This window comes from Streptomyces sp. NPDC058751 (assembly GCF_042746485.1).
Lineage (GTDB): Bacteria > Actinomycetota > Actinomycetes > Streptomycetales > Streptomycetaceae > Streptomyces.
Genome location: NZ_JBHYPZ010000002.1, coordinates 104,956 through 123,651, shown reverse-complemented (window position 1 = coordinate 123,651; position 18,696 = coordinate 104,956). Strand labels below are relative to the sequence as shown.

Here is an 18,696-nt window from a genome sequence, read left to right as displayed (position 1 = left end):
GTGCGTCACTGCGTCGTGGCCGTCGATCCGGGTACCCGCCCTCCTCGTACACCGGACGGCCCGTGTCCGTGAAGGAGCGGAGCCATGTCACCGCCCCAGTGATTCGGAGACATCGTGAGCGCCGAGAAGAAGAACCCCGTGGCGGCGACCGCCGACAAGGTCGTCGAGAAGGTCCGGGAAGCCATCAGCCCCGGCAACGGCGTCCCGGGCGCGCCGGCCCCCGTGCCGCCGCCCGTCGACGAGCCGACCCGGCCCACCGGCCCGCTCCCGCCCAAGGCAGACCAGCGCGGCCCCGACACCCACGGCCCCACCGGACAGGCCACCGCGACCTCGCGGGACGAGGTCGCCCAGGGCGGTGAGTTCCTGACCACCGCTCAGGGGACGCGGCTGTACGACACCGACCACTCGCTGAAGGCGGGGCCGCGCGGACCGGTGCTGCTGCAGGACCACCATCTGCGCGAGAAGATCACCCACTTCGACCACGAACGCATCCCGGAGCGGGTGGTGCACGCCCGGGGCGCCGCCGCCCACGGTGTCTTCCAGGGGTACGGAACAGCCGCCCGGATCAGCAAGGCCGCCTTCCTGGGCAAGGACGTGGAGACACCGGTCTTCGTACGCTTCTCCACCGTGCTCGGTTCGCGCGGATCGGCCGACACGGTCCGCGACACGCGGGGCTTCGCGACGAAGTTCTACACCAGCGAGGGCGTCTTCGACCTGGTCGGCAACAACATCCCGGTCTTCTTCATCCAGGACGCGGTCAAGTTCCCGGACGTCGTCCACGCGGGCAAACCGCATCCCGACCGGGAGATCCCCCAGGCCCAGAGCGCCCACGACACCTTCTGGGACTTCGTCACCCTGCACACCGAGGCCACCCACCACACGCTGTGGAACATGTCCGACCGCGGTATCCCGCGCTCGTACCGGATGATGGAGGGCTTCGGCGTCCACACGTTCCGGCTGGTGAACGCCGAGGGCGCGACGACGCTGGTGAAGTGGCACTGGAAGCCGAGGCTGGGCGTGCACTCCATGACGTGGGAGGAAGCCCAGATCACCGCGGGCGTCGACCCCGACTTCCACCGCCGTGATCTGGCCGACGCCATCGAGGCGGGCGCCTTCCCGCAGTGGGAACTCGGGGTCCAGACCTTCCCCGACACCGAGGACCAGCTCTTCGAGGGCATCGACCTGCTGGACCCGACCAAGATCGTGCCGGAGGAACTGGCCCCGGTCCAGCCGGTCGGCCTGCTCACCCTGAACGCCAACCCGTCGAACTACTTCGCCGAGACCGAGCAGGTCGCCTTCCACGTCGGCCACCTCGTGCCCGGCATCGACGTCACGAACGACCCTCTGCTGCAGGGCCGTCTGTTCTCCTACCTCGATACCCAGATCACCCGGCTCGGCGGCCCCAACTTCAGCCAGCTGCCCGTCAACCGGCCGCACGCCGCCGTCAACGACATGCTGCGCGACGGCATGCACCAGACCGCCGTGCACCGCGGGGTGGCCCCCTACCGTCCCAGCTCCCTGGACGGTGGTTGCCCCTTCGTCGCCGGTGCGGACGACGGCGCCTACGTCGAGGTGCCCGAGCAGGTGCCCGCGGCCCGCAAGGTCCGCGAGGCGGCGGCCACCTTCGACGACCACTACGGCCAGCCCCGGCTGTTCTGGCTGAGCATGACGCCCACCGAACGTGAACACATCGTCGCCGCCTACACCTTCGAACTGAGCAAGTGCTGGGAGACGGCGATCAGGGAGCGGGCGCTGAAGGTGCTCGCGAACATCGACGGCGAGCTGTGCTCACAGGTCGCCACCGGCCTCGGTCTGCCGGCCCCCGAACCGACCGTGACCTTGACGGACCCCGTCCCGAGCCCCGCGCTCTCCCAGCTCGGCGAGACCTGGCCGCTCGACGGACGGACGGTCGGTGTCATCACCGCGGACGGCCAGGACCTGTCCGGCGTGCGGTCCGTGGCGCGGGCCGCCCTGGACGCCGACATGGTGCCCCTGGTGATCGCCCCGGCCGGGGGCGTGCTCGACCACGACGGCGATCCCGTCACCGTGCAGCGCACCTTCGCCACCGCCCGGTCCACCGAGTTCGACGCCCTCCTCGTGACCTCGGCGCCCGCGCCGGGCGCCGACGCCCACGCGGCGCGCGACGCCAAGACGGACGACGGCGCCCGGGCGGCCACGGGCGTCGACCCGCGCGTCGTGCTCCTGCTCGCCGAGGCATACCGGCACGGAAAGGCCATCGGAGCGTGGAACGGGGGGACCCGGGCCCTGGAGGCCGCCGGCATCGCCCCCGGCACGCCCGGCGTGGTCACCGCCGACAGCGCCGAGAACGGGCTGCGGGGCATCGGCGAACTGCTGGGCCGCCACCGCGCCTGGGACCGCTTCGACCCGGTGCTCTGACCGGCGGCCCGGCGCCCTGACCGACGTACGGGCCCCGCGGCACCCCACCGGCCGGGGGCCGCGGGCCCGTACGTCGCACCTGCCCGGCAGCGTGTCCGGAGGGCACCGGCGACTCCGCGGGAAGCCCCCGTGGAGTTCACGGAAAGGGGAACACCCCGTCATCGGCCCCGCAGGAGCCCTCGTCGGCCGTGGCTCACCCGTGCGCGCCCCGCCCCTGCGCGGGCCACCACGTGAGGACGTGGAACAGGAGGCGTCTCATGCGGAGGAATCGCTGGAACACTGCCCCATCACCTCATCACGTACGTGGGCGCAGCTGCTCGTGATGAGCCGGGACACGTGCATCTGGGAGAGACCGAGCCGGTCGGCCATGCGGGCCTGCGGTGACGTCCTTCTCCGCGAGGCCGGTGTGTGCGGCGCTGTCGGCGGGAGGCGGTTCGACGCCGCCGGGGCGCTGGGCGAGCTCTCGGCGGGCGAGGCGTACCTGGTTGCGCAGGCCCTGCACCCGGCGGAAATCTTCCATGCTTTCGCCCCGGTCGCGGAAACGGCTGGCGATCCGGTGCGCCATGGGGAGCCGGTAGAGGACCGGTTCGTCGCGTACGGCGTCCCGCTCGGGGCCGTCGGGCAGTTCCCCCAGTCGCACGAAGAGCTCGGAATCCTGGGGGCGGTCGTCCTCGGCGGCTCGTGCGGGGGCGGGGACGGTGGATGGGCCGGTGCGCGCTTCGGGGACGAGGCCGCAGCCGGAAGGGGCGGCATGCACGGGGACGCTCCTGGACGTGGGCCCGGAACCTCCCGGAACGCGGTTCCGGGAACGGCCCGAACGATGTCTGTCAGGTCCGCCGTACGAGAATTCGCCGGCCGCCGGAGGGAGAGCCGGCGACGAGGGGTCTCGCTCGGCATTGCACCTCCGGTCCGAAGCACGGATCCACGAGTCCCCCGCGCTCACGACATCAAACGCGTCCGGCCACCGCCCCTGACGGCGGGCTCCGGCCCGTGACACCGATGCCGGGCGCGTCGACACGCCCGGTGCGCCCTAGACGGTTCCCCCGGCACATGGGCCCGAACCGGGGGAACCCCGGCCGCCCCGGCACCTCCGGAGAGGCGTCGGCCGGCCTGCTCTCCGAGTGCTCGGTTTTCCGCGTCTTATCCGGGGAAACGGCAGAAAAAACACCGTTTCACGGACGACCGGGAGCCCTGCCGTCATCGGCGGCCACGACCTGATCGGGACGGTCGCCCTCACCGGTCGACACGATGAGCGTGGGTACCCGGCGCCCATGACGAAATTCGGCGCTCCACGACGGAAAGAGCAGAACGGTGACCTCGCGTACGAGGACCCGGAGGAGGCCGGGCCCCCGCCCGAGGTGGAGGAGCGGGCGCCGGACACGCCCATGAAACTGCCCCGGCAGGCCTGGCGCAAAGTTCTCTCCGGCAGTCTGCGGGAGTTCAAGAAGGACGAGCTGGCCGACCGGGCGGCGGCGCTGACCTACTACGGGGTGCTCGCCCTGTTCCCGGCGCTGCTGGTGCTGGTCTCGTTGCTGGGACTCACCGGCAGGTCGACCACCGACAAAGTGGTGGACAACCTGAAACAGCTCACTCCCGGTTCGGCCCGCGACATCCTCACCGGAGCGGTCGAGCAGTTGCAGGGCAACGCCGGTCTCGGCTCCCTCGTCGCCTGCGTCGGTCTGGTCGTGGCGGTGTGGTCGGCGTCCGGCTACGTCGCGGCCTTCATCCGTGCCGCCAACGCCGTCTACGACATGCCCGAGGGCCGCCCGGTGTGGAAGGTCCTGCCGGTGCGCCTCGGCGTGACGGTCGTCCTGATGGTCCTGGCGGTGGTCAGCGCGCTGATCGTGGTGTTCACCGGGGGTGTGGCCCGCCGGGCCGGCCAGGCGCTCGGGGTCGGGGACACCGCCCTGACCGTATGGTCGATCGCCAAATGGCCCGTGCTGGTCGTGCTGGTCACGGTGATGATCGCGATCCTGTACTGGGCCTGCCCCAACGCGAAGGTGAAGGGCTTCAAGTGGATCACGCCGGGCAGCCTCCTGGCCCTGCTGATCTGGATGGCCGCCTCCGCGGGATTCGCGTTCTACGTCGCCAACTTCGGCTCGTACAACAAGACCTACGGCACGATGGCCGGCATCGTCGTCTTCCTGGTGTGGCTGTGGATCAGCAACCTGGCGATCCTGCTGGGGCTGGAGTTCGACGCGGAGGCCGTGCGCCAGCGGGCGATCGCCGGCGGCCTCCCGCCCGAGGACGAGCCCTACACCCAGCCGCGCGACACCCGCGCATGGGACGAGGAGGACCGGCGCCGCCTGCGCGAGGGCCGGGAACAGCCGCGGCCCGGGCGGGCGGGTGCCGACCGTGAGCCGCGGGTGCCGGGCTCGTCAGAAGATGCGGCACCGATCCATCGGACGGACGGTTGAGACATGACACATCCACTCGTACCACCGGGCGAGACACCGCCCGCCGAGGGCTCCACCGCCGAAGCCCATCAGGAACAGCCCGACGGCGGGATATGGGAACACCCGTACATGTGGCTCAGCTTCATCGTCGTGGGCACGGTGCTCGTCGCCGGGTACTTCGTGGCCCGGATCAGCGGGTACTGAGCCCGGCGGACGCCGCTGCCGCTCAGCGCAGCACGGCCGCCAGCAGGTCGGCTCCCAGGGCCGTCAGATCCGGCAGGTTCAGGGTGTAGCGGACGTAGCGCCCCTGGCGCCTGGGGGTCAGCAGGCCCGCGCGGCGGAGCACGGCGAGGTGGCGGGAGACCTCGGGGGGCGTGAGGTCCCAGGCGTGGGCCAGTTCGCGGGTGGTGTGCGGGCCACGGGCCAGGGTGCGCAGCAGCCGGAGCCTCACCGGGTGACCGAGCGCCTCCAGCCGCAGGGTGACCGTTTCCAGGGAGACCGGTTCCGAGGGACCCGGCTCGGCGACGGGGTACTGCACCACCGGCTGCCAGCCGGGCGTGTGCACCACCGCCAGGTGCGGACTGCCGAACACACTGGGGATGAAGGTGACTCCGGTGTCGTGGGCGGTGGCCGCCTTGTCCTGGAGCTTGTCCACCACGATGCACGCGCCGTCCGGTGCCAGGGTGACCGCGCCGGAGACCGAAGCGAGCGCCGCCTCGACGCCCTGGTGCCGCAACAGGTCGTGCTTCAGGCGCAGATCGGTGGCGAGCCGCCCGGCGACGTCCGTCCACGCGGCGTCGAAGAACGCCTCGGCACACTGTTCGAGCGTGTCGCGCACCCGTGCCCGTACGGCGGCCGGATCCGCGAGGAGCCGTTCCGCGAACGCCTCCTGCCGGACGCCACGCGCCTGGGCCACCTCCAGGGCCCGCTCGCGCGCCCGGTCGTCGGTGAGCGGTGAGGGCGTGGCGAAGTGGACCCGGTCGCTGCCGCACGTGGTGACGAGCGCGGCGGTCACGTAGGTCTCGTCGTCGATCCGGTCCACGTCGTCCAGTTCCTCGGCGAGGGTCGGGCGCGGCCGGGCGGGGAGCAGGAAGTCGGCCTGCGAGGAACGCCACAGGAAGTCCGCCTCCCGCAGCCGCTCGGCCAGTTCCGGCCGCATCGCGGCCCACACCTCGTCCGCCCGGTCGGCCTGTCGGGGATGGTGTCCGGGCTCGGCCAGCACGTGCAGCATCGCGGTCAGTTCGGCCAGCGGGGAAGCGGCGAACCGCAGGCGCTCGTACGGCAGACCGCTGATGTCGATCCTCAACGTCACCCGCCCAGGATCCCCGACGAGGCGCCCGACGCCCCCGCCGGTTGACGATGTCCGTCAACTCGCGTGCCTGGCAGGGCTGTTCCGCCCACCTTTTGGCGTCATGACGAGCACAGACGAGATGACGATCCCCGGCAGGACCCGGCTCCGCGCGTTCGTCCGCGCCTCAGGAGGCCCCCGTTACGCCGTCGCCCTGGCCGTGGACGCCCTGGGCACCGGCCTGTTGCGCCCCTTCCTGCTCCTGTACGGGGTGACGGTGTCGGGGCTGTCGGCTCCGGTCACCGGCACCGCCATGACGGCCGGTGTGGTCGGGGGTCTGCTGTGCGTCCCTGCGGTGGGCCGGTGGCTGGACCGGGGAGCGCGCAGCACGGTCGTCGCGGCGTCGATGCTGGTGCGCGTGCCGGGTGTCGTACTGCTGCTGGCCGCCCCGGCGGGCCACGCGTGGCCGTTCGCGACGGCGGCGCTCTTCCTCGGTGTCGGCAACCATGCGTGGCCGGCCGCGCACGCCGCCCTCGTGGCCACGGTCTCCCACGGCCGGGAGCGTGACACCGCGCTCGCCGCGGGCCGCGCTCTGCGCAACGCGGGACTGGGCGCGGGCGCGCTCCTCGCCACCGCGTGCCTGACGGGCGGCGTCGAGGCGTTGCGGATGCTGGCGGTCCTCACCGGGTTCGCGTGTCTCGTCGCGGCGGCGCTCGCCTGGTCGGTCCGTGTTCACGCGCGTCCGGCCGCCGCTCCGGCCGGGGACCGGGGACACGGGCCCGTACCCCGGATGCGCGCGCTGCTGGCCGCCAACGTCGTCTACGTCTTCTGCCTGAACGTCCCCGAGATCGCGCTCCCCCTGATCCTGGTGACCCAGCTGCACGCCTCCCCCGTCTGGTCGGCCGCCGTCTTCGTGGCCAACACGGTGCTGGTCGTCGCCCTTCAGGTCCCGGTCACCGTGTTCCTCTCCCGGTATCCCCGGCGGACGGTCCTGGCGCTCGCAGGGGCGGTGCTCACCGTGTCCTACCTCGGTTTCCTCGCGGCCGGCTCCACGGGACCCGTCTGGGGCGCCCCCGCGGTTGCCGCGGTGTCCGTCGTCTGCACCTTCGGCGAGATCGTCTACGCCGGCAGCGCCACGGCGCTCGTCACCGCACTCGCCCCGGAGCACGCCCTGGGACGCGTCCTCGCCCGCTTCGAGCTCTCCACGGGCTTCGGCCTCGCCGTCTCCCCCGCGGCGATCACCGCACTGGCGCCCCACGGCCCGGCCGCCCTCTGGGGCAGCCTCTCCGCCGCCACGCTCCTCGCCGCCGGTGCCGTGGTCACCGAGAAGGACCGGGACACGGCGGCCGGCGGTCCCGTCGTGGCCTCGGGCGCGGGAAAGCAGCCGGTGGTCAAGGACTGCTCCGAGTGGAGTCCATGAGTGGTGGACGCCGGTCCACGCGCCCAGGCTGGCCCACGTGGTGCCCGCCCGCAGCAGGCGGTGGCGGGCGGAGCCCCGCGCCGACGTCGCGACCACGGCGTGGCCGGGGACGTCGGAGAAACGGGATCGCATGAGGAAACACGGCATCAGGACGGGCCGCACGCCGACCGTTCACGGAAGCGGCGCGGGCAAGGACAGGGGCAGCGGCAACGGTGCGTCCGGGTCCGAACCGGGGCGCGCACCGTACGGGTCCGCGTGGCGGAGCCGCCGGCGCACGCGCACCAGGGCGGCCGTCGTCGCGGCGGGCCTGGCCGTCCTCGGCGCCCTGGGCCCGGCACCGGGCGACGCGGTCACGGCCGCCGAGGGCGGTCCGCGGCCGGGGGCGCCCGCCCGGTTCGTGCCCGGCCCCTGCCCACAGACGCCCGATCCGGTCCCGGGGCGGTGCGGGTTCCTGGAGGTTCCCGAGAACCGGTCCCGCCCCGGAGGGCGGACGATCCGGCTGGCCGTCGCGATCATCCCGGCCGTCAAGACGAAGCCGTCCGCGGATCCGGTCGTGTTCATGGCCGGAGGTCCCGGGGGCGACGCCTTCGGGGACATGCCGTTCGTGATCGGCGCCGGTGTGAACCAGGACCGCGATCTGATCGTCATGACCCAGCGCGGAACGCTCTACGCGCGGCCGAACCTCGCGTGCCCGGAGATCGACCGCTTCTACGCGCAGGCCGTCGGACTGCGCTACGACGCACCGTCGACCGGACGGCGCCTGGTGCGCGCGACCGGGCAGTGCCGGGACCGTCTCGCGGGCGAGGGCGTCGACCTGAGCGCCTACAACACCACCGAGAACGCGGCCGACTTCGCCGACCTGCGCCGGGCGCTCGGGATCCGCCGCTGGAACGTCTACGGGTACTCCTACGGCACGGACCTCGGGCTCACCTACCTCCGCCGCCATCCCCAGGGCGTCCGCTCGGTCGCGATCGACTCGGTCGTGCCTCCCCAGATCGTCAGTCTGCCGTGGACCTGGGACAGCGCCCGGGAAGGCATCGGCACCGTCTTCGCGGCCTGCGCGGCCCAGCCGGCGTGCGGGAACCGCTACCCGGACCTCTCGCGCACGTTGACCCAGCAGGTCCGGCGACTGGAGGCACACCCCCTGACAGTGATGGCACAGCCGCCCGCGGGAGGCGCGCCGGTCAGGGTCGTCCTCGACGGGGGCGCGCTCGTCAACCTGCTCGTCGCCAACGCCGTCCCGGCCGTCGACGTGCCCGCGGCGCTCGACGAACTCGCCCACGGCAACCCGGAGCGCTTCGCCCGGGCCCGCGCGGCCGGTGCGACGCCCGTCGTCGGCGAGTTCGCGCACGGCCTCACGCAGTCCATCGCCTGCGGTGAGTGGGTGCCGGGCTACTCGCAGGCGGACCTGCTGGCGGCCGGCCGGCGGGCCTTCCCCGGGTGGCCCGACTCGGTGCTGGCCCAAGCCCCCCAACTTCCCTTCCAGCACGAGGCGTGCCGCGTCTGGAACGTCCCGGACCGCACCCCGGTCCAGCGGGTGACGACCGTGAGCGACGTGCCGGCGCTCGTGCTCTCGGGAACCTTCGACGCCAAGACGGGGGCCCGCTGGGGCGCGTACGCGGCCCGCACGCTGTCCCGCTCGACCACCGTACTCATCCCCGGGATCGGCCACTGGGTGGTTCCCCAGTCGCCGTGCGCGGCGAGCGTCCTGACCTCGTTCCTCGCGCGTCCCACCGCTCCCGACACCCGCTGTGTCGCGGGGCTGTCGCCGAAACCGTTCACCATCGTCCCCGCCCTGGAGAACCCATGACGTCCATCCGCCCGCCGTTCCACCGACGCACCGGGCGAAGGCTCCCCGCCGTGCTGGCCGGGGCCACGGCCGGCCTCCTGGTCGCCGGTCTCGCCGCGAGCCCCGCCGAGGCCGGGTCCGGCACCACGACGACCCCGGGCACGGTCGCCCGGACGGCGGGCCACTCCCGCTTCGTACCGGGCCCCTGTCCGCGGACCGCGGACCCGGTGCCCGCTCTGGAAGGGGCGAACTGCGGCACGCTCACCGTGCCCGAGAACCGCTCCCGGCCCCGGGGACGGAAGATCACCCTCTCCGTCGCCGTCGTACCGGCCGCCACTCGCCGACACGCGCCCGACCCGATCGTGTGGTTCGCCGGCGGGCCCGGCGACGACGCCGTCTCCGAGGCCCAGTTGGCGGTCGACGGCGGTCTGAACCGCGACCGGGACGTCATCTTCATGTCCCAGCGGGGGACCTACTCCGCCGATCCGGTGCTCACCTGCCCGAACATCGACGAGTTCAACGCCCGCGTCGTCGGCCTCGTCTACGACGCCCCCTCCACCGGACGTCTGCACGTGCGGGCGACCCGGGCCTGCCGTGACGGCCTGGCGCGGCGCACCGCCGACCTCGGCGCCTACAACACCACCGAGAGCGCCGCCGACTACGCCGACCTGCGCGTGGCCCTGGGTATCAGGCTCTGGAACGTCTTCGGCATCTCGTACGGCACGGACCTGGCCCTCACCTACATGCGCACGCACCCGCAGGGCGTCCGCTCCGTCGGCATCGACGGTGTGCTGCCGCCGTCCCTGGCCGGGGGCGCCGTGACCTGGAAGGCCGCGCGCGAGGGCTTCGACGGCCTGTTCGCGGCGTGCGCGCGGCAGCCCGAGTGCGACCGGCGCTACCCCCGTCTGTCCAGGACCTTCCAGGACCTGGTGAGCAGGCTGGAGGCCCGTCCGGTCACCACGTACGTCACCGTCCCCGGACAGCCCGGCCCGGTGAAGGTCGTCATCGACGGCGGGGTCCTGGTGACCTGGCTGACGTCCGCCACCCACCTGGCGGCCGGAGTGCCCCGCTCCATCGACGAGCTGGCCCACGGCAACCCGCAGCGGATCGCCGAGCAGTGGGCGGGCGGCAAGCTCAGCCCGCAGGCCGTCGGGCGGGTCGCGCACGGGCTCGCGTACGGGGTCTTCTGCGGCGAGTGGACACCGTACGAGACCGAGGACCAGGTGGTCCGGGCGGGGCGGCGCGTGTTCCCCACGTTCCCGCGCTCCGTCCTGGCCAACGCGCCGCAGCTCCCCTTCCTCCACGACGACTGCCGCGCCTGGAACGTCCCCGCGCAGCCGCGTTCCGTCCGCAGCGTGGTGCGCAGCGACATCCCCACCCTGGTCATGTCGGCGGGTTTCGACGCGCAGACCGCGCCGAGCAACGGGCCCTACGTGGCCCGCACCCTGCGCCGCGCCACCACCGTGACCGTCCCGTACGTCGCCCACGTCGCGTTCGCCGAGTCGCCCTGCGCGCAGACGGTCACCCGGTCGTTCTTCGACGCGCCGCTGTCGGCGGACACGTCCTGCCTCGCGGGCCTTCAGCCGCCGCGGTTCGAGATCGCGCCGTAGGGGCGGCACGCCGTCGCCGCCCCGCGGGGGCACAGGCCCGGACCCCGGCAGCGGGTCCGGGCCTGCCGTTCGGGTCAGCGGCAGCGGTTGACGTGGCTGAAGTCCACGACCACGCGCTCGGGGTTGTGCAGCTTGAGCACCTTGTACGAGGGCTTGGTCTGGAACGCGGTTCCGAAGGAGACGACCCCTTCGAAGTCCCCGGTCAGGGCGAGGCCCTTCAGCTTGTACAACGGGATCTTCACCAGTCGGGGCCCCCGGTACACGGAGTTGCCCGCGTTGTCGTGGGCGACCGCGGGAGAGAGCCTGATGTTCAGGAAGTACTTCCCCGGGAGCGGGACCTTCCTGCCGGAAGCGTCGTAGCGGAGGGTGCTGACCCGGCTCACGGCGACGGACGGGGTGCCGCCCTTGATGTCGATGACGAGCCGGTCGTAGGTGCAGTGCCCGGCCCAGCGGGCGTTGACGACGCGCGCGGGCGACGTGGGCGTGGCGGCCGCCGTCGGCTGGGCGGCCGCGGAGGCGGGGATCGTGGCGCCGACGGCGGCGAGAACGGCGCCGGCGACGATGACTGCGCGGGATGGGTGATGGTGCATGACGCCCCCAGTTGCTCCTGGTGAAGGGGACAAACCGTTTCACTGGCGAAGACATCTTCCGGAGCCGGATGGTTGCACTGCCAGAGGCTTGTCGTGGGTGTTCGTCCCGCGGCCCGGGACGCGGGACGACGGCGGCCACGCGTACGGGTACGGCCGCCGGTGCGCGTGCGGCTCAGGCCATGACGACCATGACGTTGAACCACGGGGTGCCGAGCGATCCCAGCGGCGAGGTCAGCTTCTGCACCCCCAGCCGGTAGGTGCCCGCGGGCAGCGTTCCCCCGCCCGGCATGGGCCCGAGCGGCAGGAAGCGCCCGTTGGCGACACCGGCACGGTTGTACGTCCACAGTCCCGCGCTGGTGTGCATGACCGTGTACGGTCCGCTGAGCAGGTAGGGGTTCACGGCCGACCGGTGGTTCCGGTCCAGTGTGAAGGCCGCCCCTGCGTACGACGGGCGCCGTGCCGGACGGGTGAGCGTGAAGCTGAAGAAGCGCTTGGTGTAGCCCGCGCCGGACCTCAGCGGCGGGCAGTTGACGGCGATCACCGTCCGGCCGGTCACGTTCCCCAGGGCGAGCGGACGGCTGTAGGAACCGTCCCCGGACAGCCGGCGGCAGTCGTACTGGTACGTCGCCGCCGACGCCGGAGGGGCGAGGACGACCGCCGAGGCGATCGCCGTGGCGAGGGCGGTGGCCAGCAGTCCCGTGCGCCGCGCCAGCCGGGCGACGGATCTACGGATGGATCTCACGCGTTCTCTCCCCCTTCGCGGGGCCCGGACACCCGGGCCGCGGTGAACGCGGGCGCGCGACGGCACACCCGCCCACCGGCCGCGGTCGGGTCAGGTGAACCGCGACCGGCGGATCACCGTCGACGGTAGGAGAACCGCACGCCGCCCGTCCGGCGGTGATCGGTGCACTCGTGGAAACGACCGGTGATGACCGCCGGGGGAGAGGACGCGTACGCCGCCGGACCGGGAAGTTCGCGAATCACCCCTGATGAACCGGGGCACATGCGCACGGACCGGTCCGGTGCCGGCGGACGTCCGGCGTCGCCGGGGCCGCGACGGTCCGGCCCCGCCCCGGCCCCGCCGGGGTGTCCGGCACGGCGCTCGCCCCGCCGGGCCCTCTCACCCGGAGTGGAGGACCAGAAAGCGCTCGGGATCGGCCCGGTCCCGCTCCACGACCTGGACCGGTGCCCACGCCCACTGCCAGACGCCGATGCCCGGTACGCGGGAGAACCGGATCCGCCCACGGGTTCCCTCGACGTCGACACCCGGCCAGGCCGCGGCGACGCGTGCCCGGTCCGTGCCGTGGGAGCGCAGGACGTCGGCCAGGACGGTGACCGTGTCGTAGCCCTCGAAGGCGACGAAGGAGGGCGCCCGGCCCAGTTCCTCGCGCAGGGCCGCCCCGACGCGCGCGCCCAGGGGGCCCAGGCGTTCCGGGAGGTAGCGCAGGAACGGGACGGCGGCTCCGTCGCCACCCGGCAGGGCGCCCCATTCGGTGAACTCGGGCTGTCCGGCCGGAGCGCCGATCATGATCCCGGTCAGGCGCGGGTCGCCGCGGACCGCGGTGACGACCGACAGCGCGGGCTCCGGATGGCCTGTCAGGAGGAGCAGTGCCGTCGCACGACGGCCGACGAGTTCGTCGCACACGGCCGCCGGGGTCAGCGCGCGCACGTCCAGTTCGACGAGGGAACCGCCGTGCCGGGCGAGGCGCTTCCGCAGGACGCCTGTGCCGGACTCCCAGTAGACACTCGGTTCGGCCGCCACGGCGACACGCCGGTGGCCCGCGCCGAGGACGAAGTCCGCGTAGACCTCCCAGCCGTGGGACTGTGCCGGGGCCAGACGCGCGACCCACGGCGTCGGCTGTTCGGTGAGCGTGTCGAGGACCGCCGACGAGCAGAGGAACGGCACGCCGAGGGCGTCGGCCCCGGCGGCGGCCGCGCGGGCGACGACGCTGTGGTACTCCCCGGCCAGGGCGGCCACGCCCAGCCCGGCCAGTTCGTCCACGGCCGCCGCGGCTTTCCGGGGATCGGCCGCGGTGTCCCGTACCACCAGTTCGAGGGGGCTCCCGGCGATCCCGCCGGTGCCGTTGACGTCACGAACGGCCAGTTCCAGTCCGGCGAGCAGGTGCCGGCCCGCCTCGGCCCAGCCGGGCCGGGTCAGCGGTACGAGTGCACCGATCCGGACCGCCGAACCGCCGGTCCCCGTCCCCGAGGACGGCGACGGTGCCGCGCACGGCGGCGGGGACGGCGACTCGGACGGTGACGCGGGTGCCGGTGGTGGCGGTGTCATGTGTCGGTGTCTCCCCCTGCGAACCGTGTACCGGTGTACCGCGCCCGATCCGCGTCGGACCGGGCCGTCGAAGCCGGGTCCGGCCGCGGAGCGGTGTGCTGCCGCTCCGCGGCCGGCCCCGGTCCGCTCCAGGAGGTTACGCGCATCGCCTACCGGCAGGTGACGGTGACCGGGGCGCGCACGCTGCGGTGCTGAACGGGTCTTCGGCGCGTTCCCGAAGAGATCAACCCGGGAAATCAGAGCACGCCGACTCTCACGGTGCCCATACGGCCGTCTCCTCTTCCGGCCCCGGCCCGACGACGTGGCTGGACATGCCCTTTTCCTCTCCCTTGACCGGGGCACAGGCGTTGGCATAAGGCCTCTGTCAGGGGTTTCGCGTGTCCGGGGGATCGGGGTGGCGCCGGGCGCGGGCCCAGGCGAGCTGTTCGGCCGCGCTGTTCAGCAGGGTGTCGAGGACGACGGGGTAGGCGCTGTGGGTCATCCGCCCGGCCAGGAGCCGCGCGGTGGCCGCGATGTGCGGGTGGGTCTCCGCGGGCAGTTCGGCGTACGTGGACCGCCACATCTCCTCGTCCGCCGCGCGGGCCTCGTCCGTCAGCGCCAGCGTCCCGGCGTCCAGGGCCGCGAAGGCCAGGGTGAGGTCGATGAACGCGTGGTAGACGACGACCGCGTCCCCGTCCGGGAAGCCCGCGCCGCGCAGGATGCCGAGGATCGTCTCGTCCACCGCGATCTCCCGCGGCCGGCCGGTGACCCGGCTGGCGGTCAGCACGGCGGCCTGGGGGTGGGCGAGGTAGGAGGCGTGGACGGCCCGGCCGAGCGCCCGCAGGTCGGACCGCCACTCCCCGGTGGCCGTCCAGGTGTCCAGTGCCCGCCCGATCAGCTCCTCGCCGATGGCCCGGGTCAGGTCGTCCAGTCCGGCGAAGTAGCGGTAGAGGGTGCTGGGGTCGGCTCCGAGGGCGGTGCCGAGCCTGCGTGCCGTCAGCCCGGCGCTGCCGTGCTCCCGCAGCATCCGCAACGCCGTCCGCACGATCAGTTTCTCGGAGAGCACCGTGCCCTGCCGGGTCGGCCGGCGCCTGCGCCGTTCCGCCTCCGGCACCACCTGTTTCGCCATGCCGACCCTCCTCGGTCCGACGGGCTCCCCGTCCTTACGCCAACACCATTGACCTTAACCGAGGGCGTCCCGTTGCATCTGTCCGGTCCGGGGGCGTTCGTCTCCGGCGGCGAAAGGATGTGTGACATGCGAGTGCTTCTCGTGGGCGCGGGCGGTGTGGGCACGGCCGTGACCCGGATCGCGGCCCGTCGTGACTTCCTGACCCACATGGTCGTCGCGGACTACGACCTCGCCCGCGCCGAGGCGGCCGTCGCGGCGCTCGGGGAACACGGGGGCCGGTTCAGCGCGAGGCGCCTGGACGCCTCCGACGAGGACGCCGTACGCCGGGCGCTCGTCGAGGAGAGGTGCGACGCGCTCCTCAACGCGACCGATCCGCGGTTCGTGATGCCTCTGTTCGACGCGGCCCGCGCCGCGGGAACCCACTATCTCGACATGGCGATGTCCCTGTCCGCGCCGCACGCCACACGCCCCTACGAGCGGTGCGGTGTCAAACTCGGCGACGCCCAGTTCGAGCAGGCCGCCGCCTGGGAGCGCTCCGGACGGCTGGCCCTGGTCGGCATGGGTGTGGAGCCGGGCCTGTCGGACGTCTTCGCCCGCTACGCGTCCGACGAACTCTTCGACGAGATCGAGGAGATCGGCGTGCGCGACGGTGCGAACCTGACGGTCGAGGGCTACGACTTCGCCCCGTCCTTCAACATCTGGACGACCATCGAGGAGTGCCTCAACCCCCCGGTGGTCCACGAGAGGGACCGCGGCTGGTTCACCACCGCCCCCTTCAGCGAACCGGAGGTCTTCGACTTCCCCGAGGGCATCGGTCCGGTGGAGTGCGTCAACGTCGAGCACGAGGAGGTCCTGCTCGTCCCCCGCTGGGTCGACGCCCGCCGGGTGACGTTCAAGTACGGCCTCGGCGACGACTTCATCGCCAAACTGAAGACCCTTCACGAACTGGGCCTGGACTCCACCGAGAAGGTCACCGTCCCCTCGGAGAACGGGCCGGTGCGGGTCTCCCCGCGCGACGTGGTCGCCGCCTGTCTGCCCGACCCGGCGACCCTGGGCGACCGCATGACCGGCAAGACCTGTGCGGGCACCTGGGTCAAGGGGACCAAGGACGGCTCGGCCCGCGAGGTCTACCTCTACCACGTGGTCGACAACGAGTGGTCGATGCGTGAGTACGGGTCCCAGGCGGTGGTGTGGCAGACCGCCGTCAATCCTGTCGTCGCCCTCGAACTGATCGCGGGCGGAGCCTGGTCGGCCGCCGGGGTCCTCGGCCCGGAAGCCCTGCCGCCCCGCCCCTTCCTCGACCTGCTCGACGAGTACGGCTCGCCGTGGGGTCTGCGCGAGGAGGGCTGAGGCCGCGGGCGTGGCCCATGGCACACGGCGAGGGCGTCGTCACGCGCGGAAGGTGCGGTATGAAGTCTGCTGTGCACGATCAGACCCCGCCCGCGACCGTTCGCGTGTTCATCGCCCTCGCCCCGCCCGACCACGCGAAAGAGGAACTGGCCCGGGAGCTGCGCCCCGCCTACGGCACCCACCCGCGCATGCGGTGGAACCGCATCGAGGACTGGCACATCACCCTGGCGTTCCTGGGGGAGCTGCCGGTCGGGACCGTCCCTCTCCTGCGGCCGCCTCTCGCCGTCCTCGCGGCGGCCCGCCGGCCGCCGTCCCTGGCACTGCGCGGCAGCGGCCACTTCGACGACCGTGTGCTGTGGAGCGGGATCGACGGAGACCTCGGCGAACTGCACGCGCTCGCCGCGGACGTGCGTACGACCGTCAAGGACTGCGGGATCACCTTCGCGGAACGGCCCTTCCGCCCGCATCTGACACTGGCCCGCGCCCGCAGGGGAGACCACACCTCGGTGGACGAGATCGCCCTGCTCCTCGCCGGGTTCACCGGCCGCCCGTGGCCGGCCGGACGTCTGCACCTGGTCGGCAGCAACGCCGGCCGCAGCAGCGGACCGATCCACTACCGCGACATCGAGTCCTGGCCGCTCGGGGACGGGAACCCGGCCGGCTCATGAGCCGCCGGCCTCATTCGTCCGAGTCCGGCTTGTCCCGCGCCGCCGCGTAGGCCTGCGCCGGGGTCATGGGGACTCCGCCGAGGCTGACCGTCTTGTAGGGGCTGACAGCGGCGCATTTCTCGGTCTCGCCCGCGGTGGAGGCGTGGGCGTCGGCGACCGCGCTCTTCCCGTCGTCCGAGCCGGACGGCGATCCGCCGGGGTAGGTGGTGCCGCTGGGCCAGTCGCTGCCGACCACCAGGATCAGACCCGGGCTCGTGCCCTGCTTCAGACGCGAGGCGGGCAGCCCGAGGGCCTTGGCCGCCGTCCGGGCCTCGCCCTTCTGACCCGGTCCGTAGGTGAGGGTCGTGGTGGTGGCCGGGACCGGGGCGTTGGCCGTGGTCGTGCTCGGGCTGAAGCCGTTCCCGGTGAGCGCGCCCGCGACGACCGAGGCGCGGCCGGTGATCCCCGTTCCGTTCTCCACGGTCACGGCGACCTGCGAGGCGGGTACGGGCGCGGCGCCGGGCTTCTTCGTCGCGGAGGCCGCCGCGGACTTCCCGCCCGACGCGGTGGTCAGCGACTTGTCGTCGGCGATCGTCGCGAACAGGTTCTTCGCGCCCGCGCCCACCACGAGACGGTTCTCATTGGCCGGGTCGGGGGCCGTCTGCATCGTCGTGAAGGTCATCCGCTTCGCGGGGACCTTGTCCAGGTCGCGGGCGAGCCCGATCAGCTTCTTCACGGAGCCCAGGCCCTCGTCCACGGTCAGGGCCTTGGTGGCGGCGTCCGCCAGGTGGTACACGGCACCAGGATCGGTGAGTGTGCCCGCGCTCTTGAACTTGCGGATCATCGCGCTGAGGAAGATGTGCTGGGAGACCGTACGGCCCAGGTCGCCGCCGTCGCCGAAACCGTGCCGGGAACGGACGAACTGCAGTGCCGCGACACCCTTGAGCGTGTGCCTGCCGCGCGACAGTTTCAGGTGCGAGTAGGTGTCGTACACGTCGTCGCTGACGCACACGGAGACGCCGCCGACCGCGTCGGACATCTTGACCACGCCGGAGAAGTCGAGTTTGACGAAGTGGCTGATCGGGATGCCGGTGAGCTGGTGGACCGTGGCCACCTGGCAGGCCGGGCCGTACTGCAGCGCGCTGTTGATCTGGCCGTAGTAGCCGGCCGTCGACTTCCCGGTCTCGCTGTCCTTGCAGGCCGGGACACGGGTCATGGTGTCGCGCGGGATGCTCATCACGGTGGCGTTGGAGCGGTCGGCGGACACGTGCACCACCATCTGCACGTCGGCGTTGCTGCCGGTCTGCACCCCGGTCCGGGCGCAGCCGCCGCCGAGCTTGCAGTCCGCCTTGCTCGTACGGCCGTCCGAGCCCATCACCAGGATGTCGATCGGCGTGCGGCCGAAGGCGTCCGCCTTCTCCGTGCCGCCCTTGCCGTCCAGGGCTACGGTGTCGATGTTGCCGTTCAGGTGCTCGTAGAACCACCAGCCGACGCCCGCCGTGCCCAGCACCAGGATTGCGAGGCACAGCCCGGCGATCCTCAGCGCCCGCCTGACGCGCCCGGCCGACTGTGCCCGTCCGCCGCCGTGCGAGCGGGAGTCCCTCCGGGACGCGAACCGGTCGCCGGGAAGGCCTCCCCCGTCGGGCCGCGACGCGTGCTGTCCGGGAACCCGGGGCGTCCGGTCGCGTGTCGCCCGGCCGCCCGAGCCGTCCCACAGGTCGCTCATCTCCCACTCCCCCTGAACGGTCGGGCCCGTCGGCCCGGTCCCTCGGAAGCGGCCGGGCGTGAACCGCGGTCTACGGGCGGATGAAGCG

General features: G+C 72.9%; 14 protein-coding genes and 1 pseudogene. 8 read left to right on the top strand and 7 right to left on the bottom strand.

Annotated features, from left to right (window positions below; translation table 11 throughout):
- Nucleotides 1–138: 138 nt before the first annotated feature.
- Nucleotides 139–2,397 (top strand): catalase, encoded by a 2,259-nt coding sequence (locus ACFW6B_RS02695; protein WP_386591709.1) that lies wholly within the window; start codon nt 139–141, stop codon nt 2,395–2,397.
- 255 nt (nt 2,398–2,652) lie between these two features.
- On the opposite strand, the pseudogene ACFW6B_RS02690 reads toward ACFW6B_RS02695, so the two are convergent.
- Nucleotides 2,653–3,154, bottom strand: a pseudogene (locus tag ACFW6B_RS02690) (hypothetical protein).
- 514 nt (nt 3,155–3,668) lie between these two features.
- Here ACFW6B_RS02690 and ACFW6B_RS02685 point away from each other — a divergent pair.
- The gene (locus tag ACFW6B_RS02685; protein ID WP_386591496.1) at nt 3,669–4,814 is read left to right on the top strand and encodes a YihY/virulence factor BrkB family protein; all 1,146 of its coding nucleotides are present in this window, start codon (nt 3,669–3,671) and stop codon (nt 4,812–4,814) included.
- Nucleotides 4,815–4,817: 3 nt separating this feature from the next.
- Nucleotides 4,818–4,997: a DUF6480 family protein gene (locus ACFW6B_RS02680; RefSeq protein ID WP_386591495.1), complete on the top strand. Its 180-nt coding sequence runs from the start codon at nt 4,818–4,820 to the stop codon at nt 4,995–4,997.
- 22 nt (nt 4,998–5,019) lie between these two features.
- Here ACFW6B_RS02680 and ACFW6B_RS02675 read toward each other — a convergent pair whose 3' ends face one another.
- The gene (locus ACFW6B_RS02675; RefSeq protein ID WP_386591494.1) at nt 5,020–6,105 is read right to left on the bottom strand and encodes a DUF5937 family protein; all 1,086 of its coding nucleotides are present in this window, start codon (nt 6,103–6,105) and stop codon (nt 5,020–5,022) included.
- A 100-nt stretch (nt 6,106–6,205) separates the two neighbouring features.
- Between ACFW6B_RS02675 and ACFW6B_RS02670 the strand changes: the two genes are divergently transcribed.
- From ACFW6B_RS02670 to ACFW6B_RS02660, 3 genes are all read left to right on the top strand, one after another.
- On the top strand, nt 6,206–7,501 hold the full coding sequence (locus ACFW6B_RS02670) for an MFS transporter (protein WP_386591492.1): 1,296 nt from the start codon (nt 6,206–6,208) through the stop codon (nt 7,499–7,501).
- 130 nt (nt 7,502–7,631) lie between these two features.
- Nucleotides 7,632–9,311 carry an alpha/beta fold hydrolase gene (locus ACFW6B_RS02665; protein ID WP_386591491.1) on the top strand — a complete coding sequence of 560 codons (1,680 nt, stop codon included), beginning with the start codon at nt 7,632–7,634 and terminating at the stop codon, nt 9,309–9,311.
- Nucleotides 9,308–10,900 (top strand): alpha/beta fold hydrolase, encoded by a 1,593-nt coding sequence (locus ACFW6B_RS02660; protein WP_386591490.1) that lies wholly within the window; start codon nt 9,308–9,310, stop codon nt 10,898–10,900. The genes ACFW6B_RS02665 and ACFW6B_RS02660 overlap by 4 nt, the downstream gene beginning before the upstream one ends.
- Before the next feature lie 74 nt (nt 10,901–10,974).
- Here ACFW6B_RS02660 and ACFW6B_RS02655 read toward each other — a convergent pair whose 3' ends face one another.
- The 4 genes from ACFW6B_RS02655 to ACFW6B_RS02640 all read right to left on the bottom strand — a co-directional run bounded on the left by ACFW6B_RS02655 (nt 10,975) and on the right by ACFW6B_RS02640 (nt 14,885).
- Complete coding sequence (locus ACFW6B_RS02655; RefSeq protein ID WP_386591489.1) at nt 10,975–11,490, bottom strand: hypothetical protein; 516 nt, start codon at nt 11,488–11,490, stop codon at nt 10,975–10,977.
- 172 nt (nt 11,491–11,662) lie between these two features.
- Nucleotides 11,663–12,232: a hypothetical protein gene (locus tag ACFW6B_RS02650; RefSeq protein ID WP_386591487.1), complete on the bottom strand. Its 570-nt coding sequence runs from the start codon at nt 12,230–12,232 to the stop codon at nt 11,663–11,665.
- 378 nt (nt 12,233–12,610) lie between these two features.
- Nucleotides 12,611–13,777 carry an ABC transporter substrate-binding protein gene (locus tag ACFW6B_RS02645; RefSeq protein WP_386591486.1) on the bottom strand — a complete coding sequence of 389 codons (1,167 nt, stop codon included), beginning with the start codon at nt 13,775–13,777 and terminating at the stop codon, nt 12,611–12,613.
- A 364-nt stretch (nt 13,778–14,141) separates the two neighbouring features.
- A complete protein-coding gene (locus ACFW6B_RS02640) occupies nt 14,142–14,885 on the bottom strand; it encodes a TetR/AcrR family transcriptional regulator (RefSeq protein ID WP_386591485.1) in 744 nt (247 codons plus the stop codon).
- Between the two features lie 126 nt (nt 14,886–15,011).
- On the opposite strand from ACFW6B_RS02640, the gene ACFW6B_RS02635 reads away from it, so the two are divergent.
- The gene (locus ACFW6B_RS02635) at nt 15,012–16,235 is read left to right on the top strand and encodes a saccharopine dehydrogenase family protein (RefSeq protein ID WP_386591484.1); all 1,224 of its coding nucleotides are present in this window, start codon (nt 15,012–15,014) and stop codon (nt 16,233–16,235) included.
- Between the two features lie 59 nt (nt 16,236–16,294).
- The gene (gene thpR, locus ACFW6B_RS02630) at nt 16,295–16,903 is read left to right on the top strand and encodes an RNA 2',3'-cyclic phosphodiesterase (protein WP_386591482.1); all 609 of its coding nucleotides are present in this window, start codon (nt 16,295–16,297) and stop codon (nt 16,901–16,903) included.
- A 10-nt stretch (nt 16,904–16,913) separates the two neighbouring features.
- Here thpR and ACFW6B_RS02625 read toward each other — a convergent pair whose 3' ends face one another.
- Nucleotides 16,914–18,608 (bottom strand): LCP family protein, encoded by a 1,695-nt coding sequence (locus ACFW6B_RS02625; RefSeq protein WP_386591481.1) that lies wholly within the window; start codon nt 18,606–18,608, stop codon nt 16,914–16,916.
- Nucleotides 18,609–18,696: the final 88 nt, after the last annotated feature.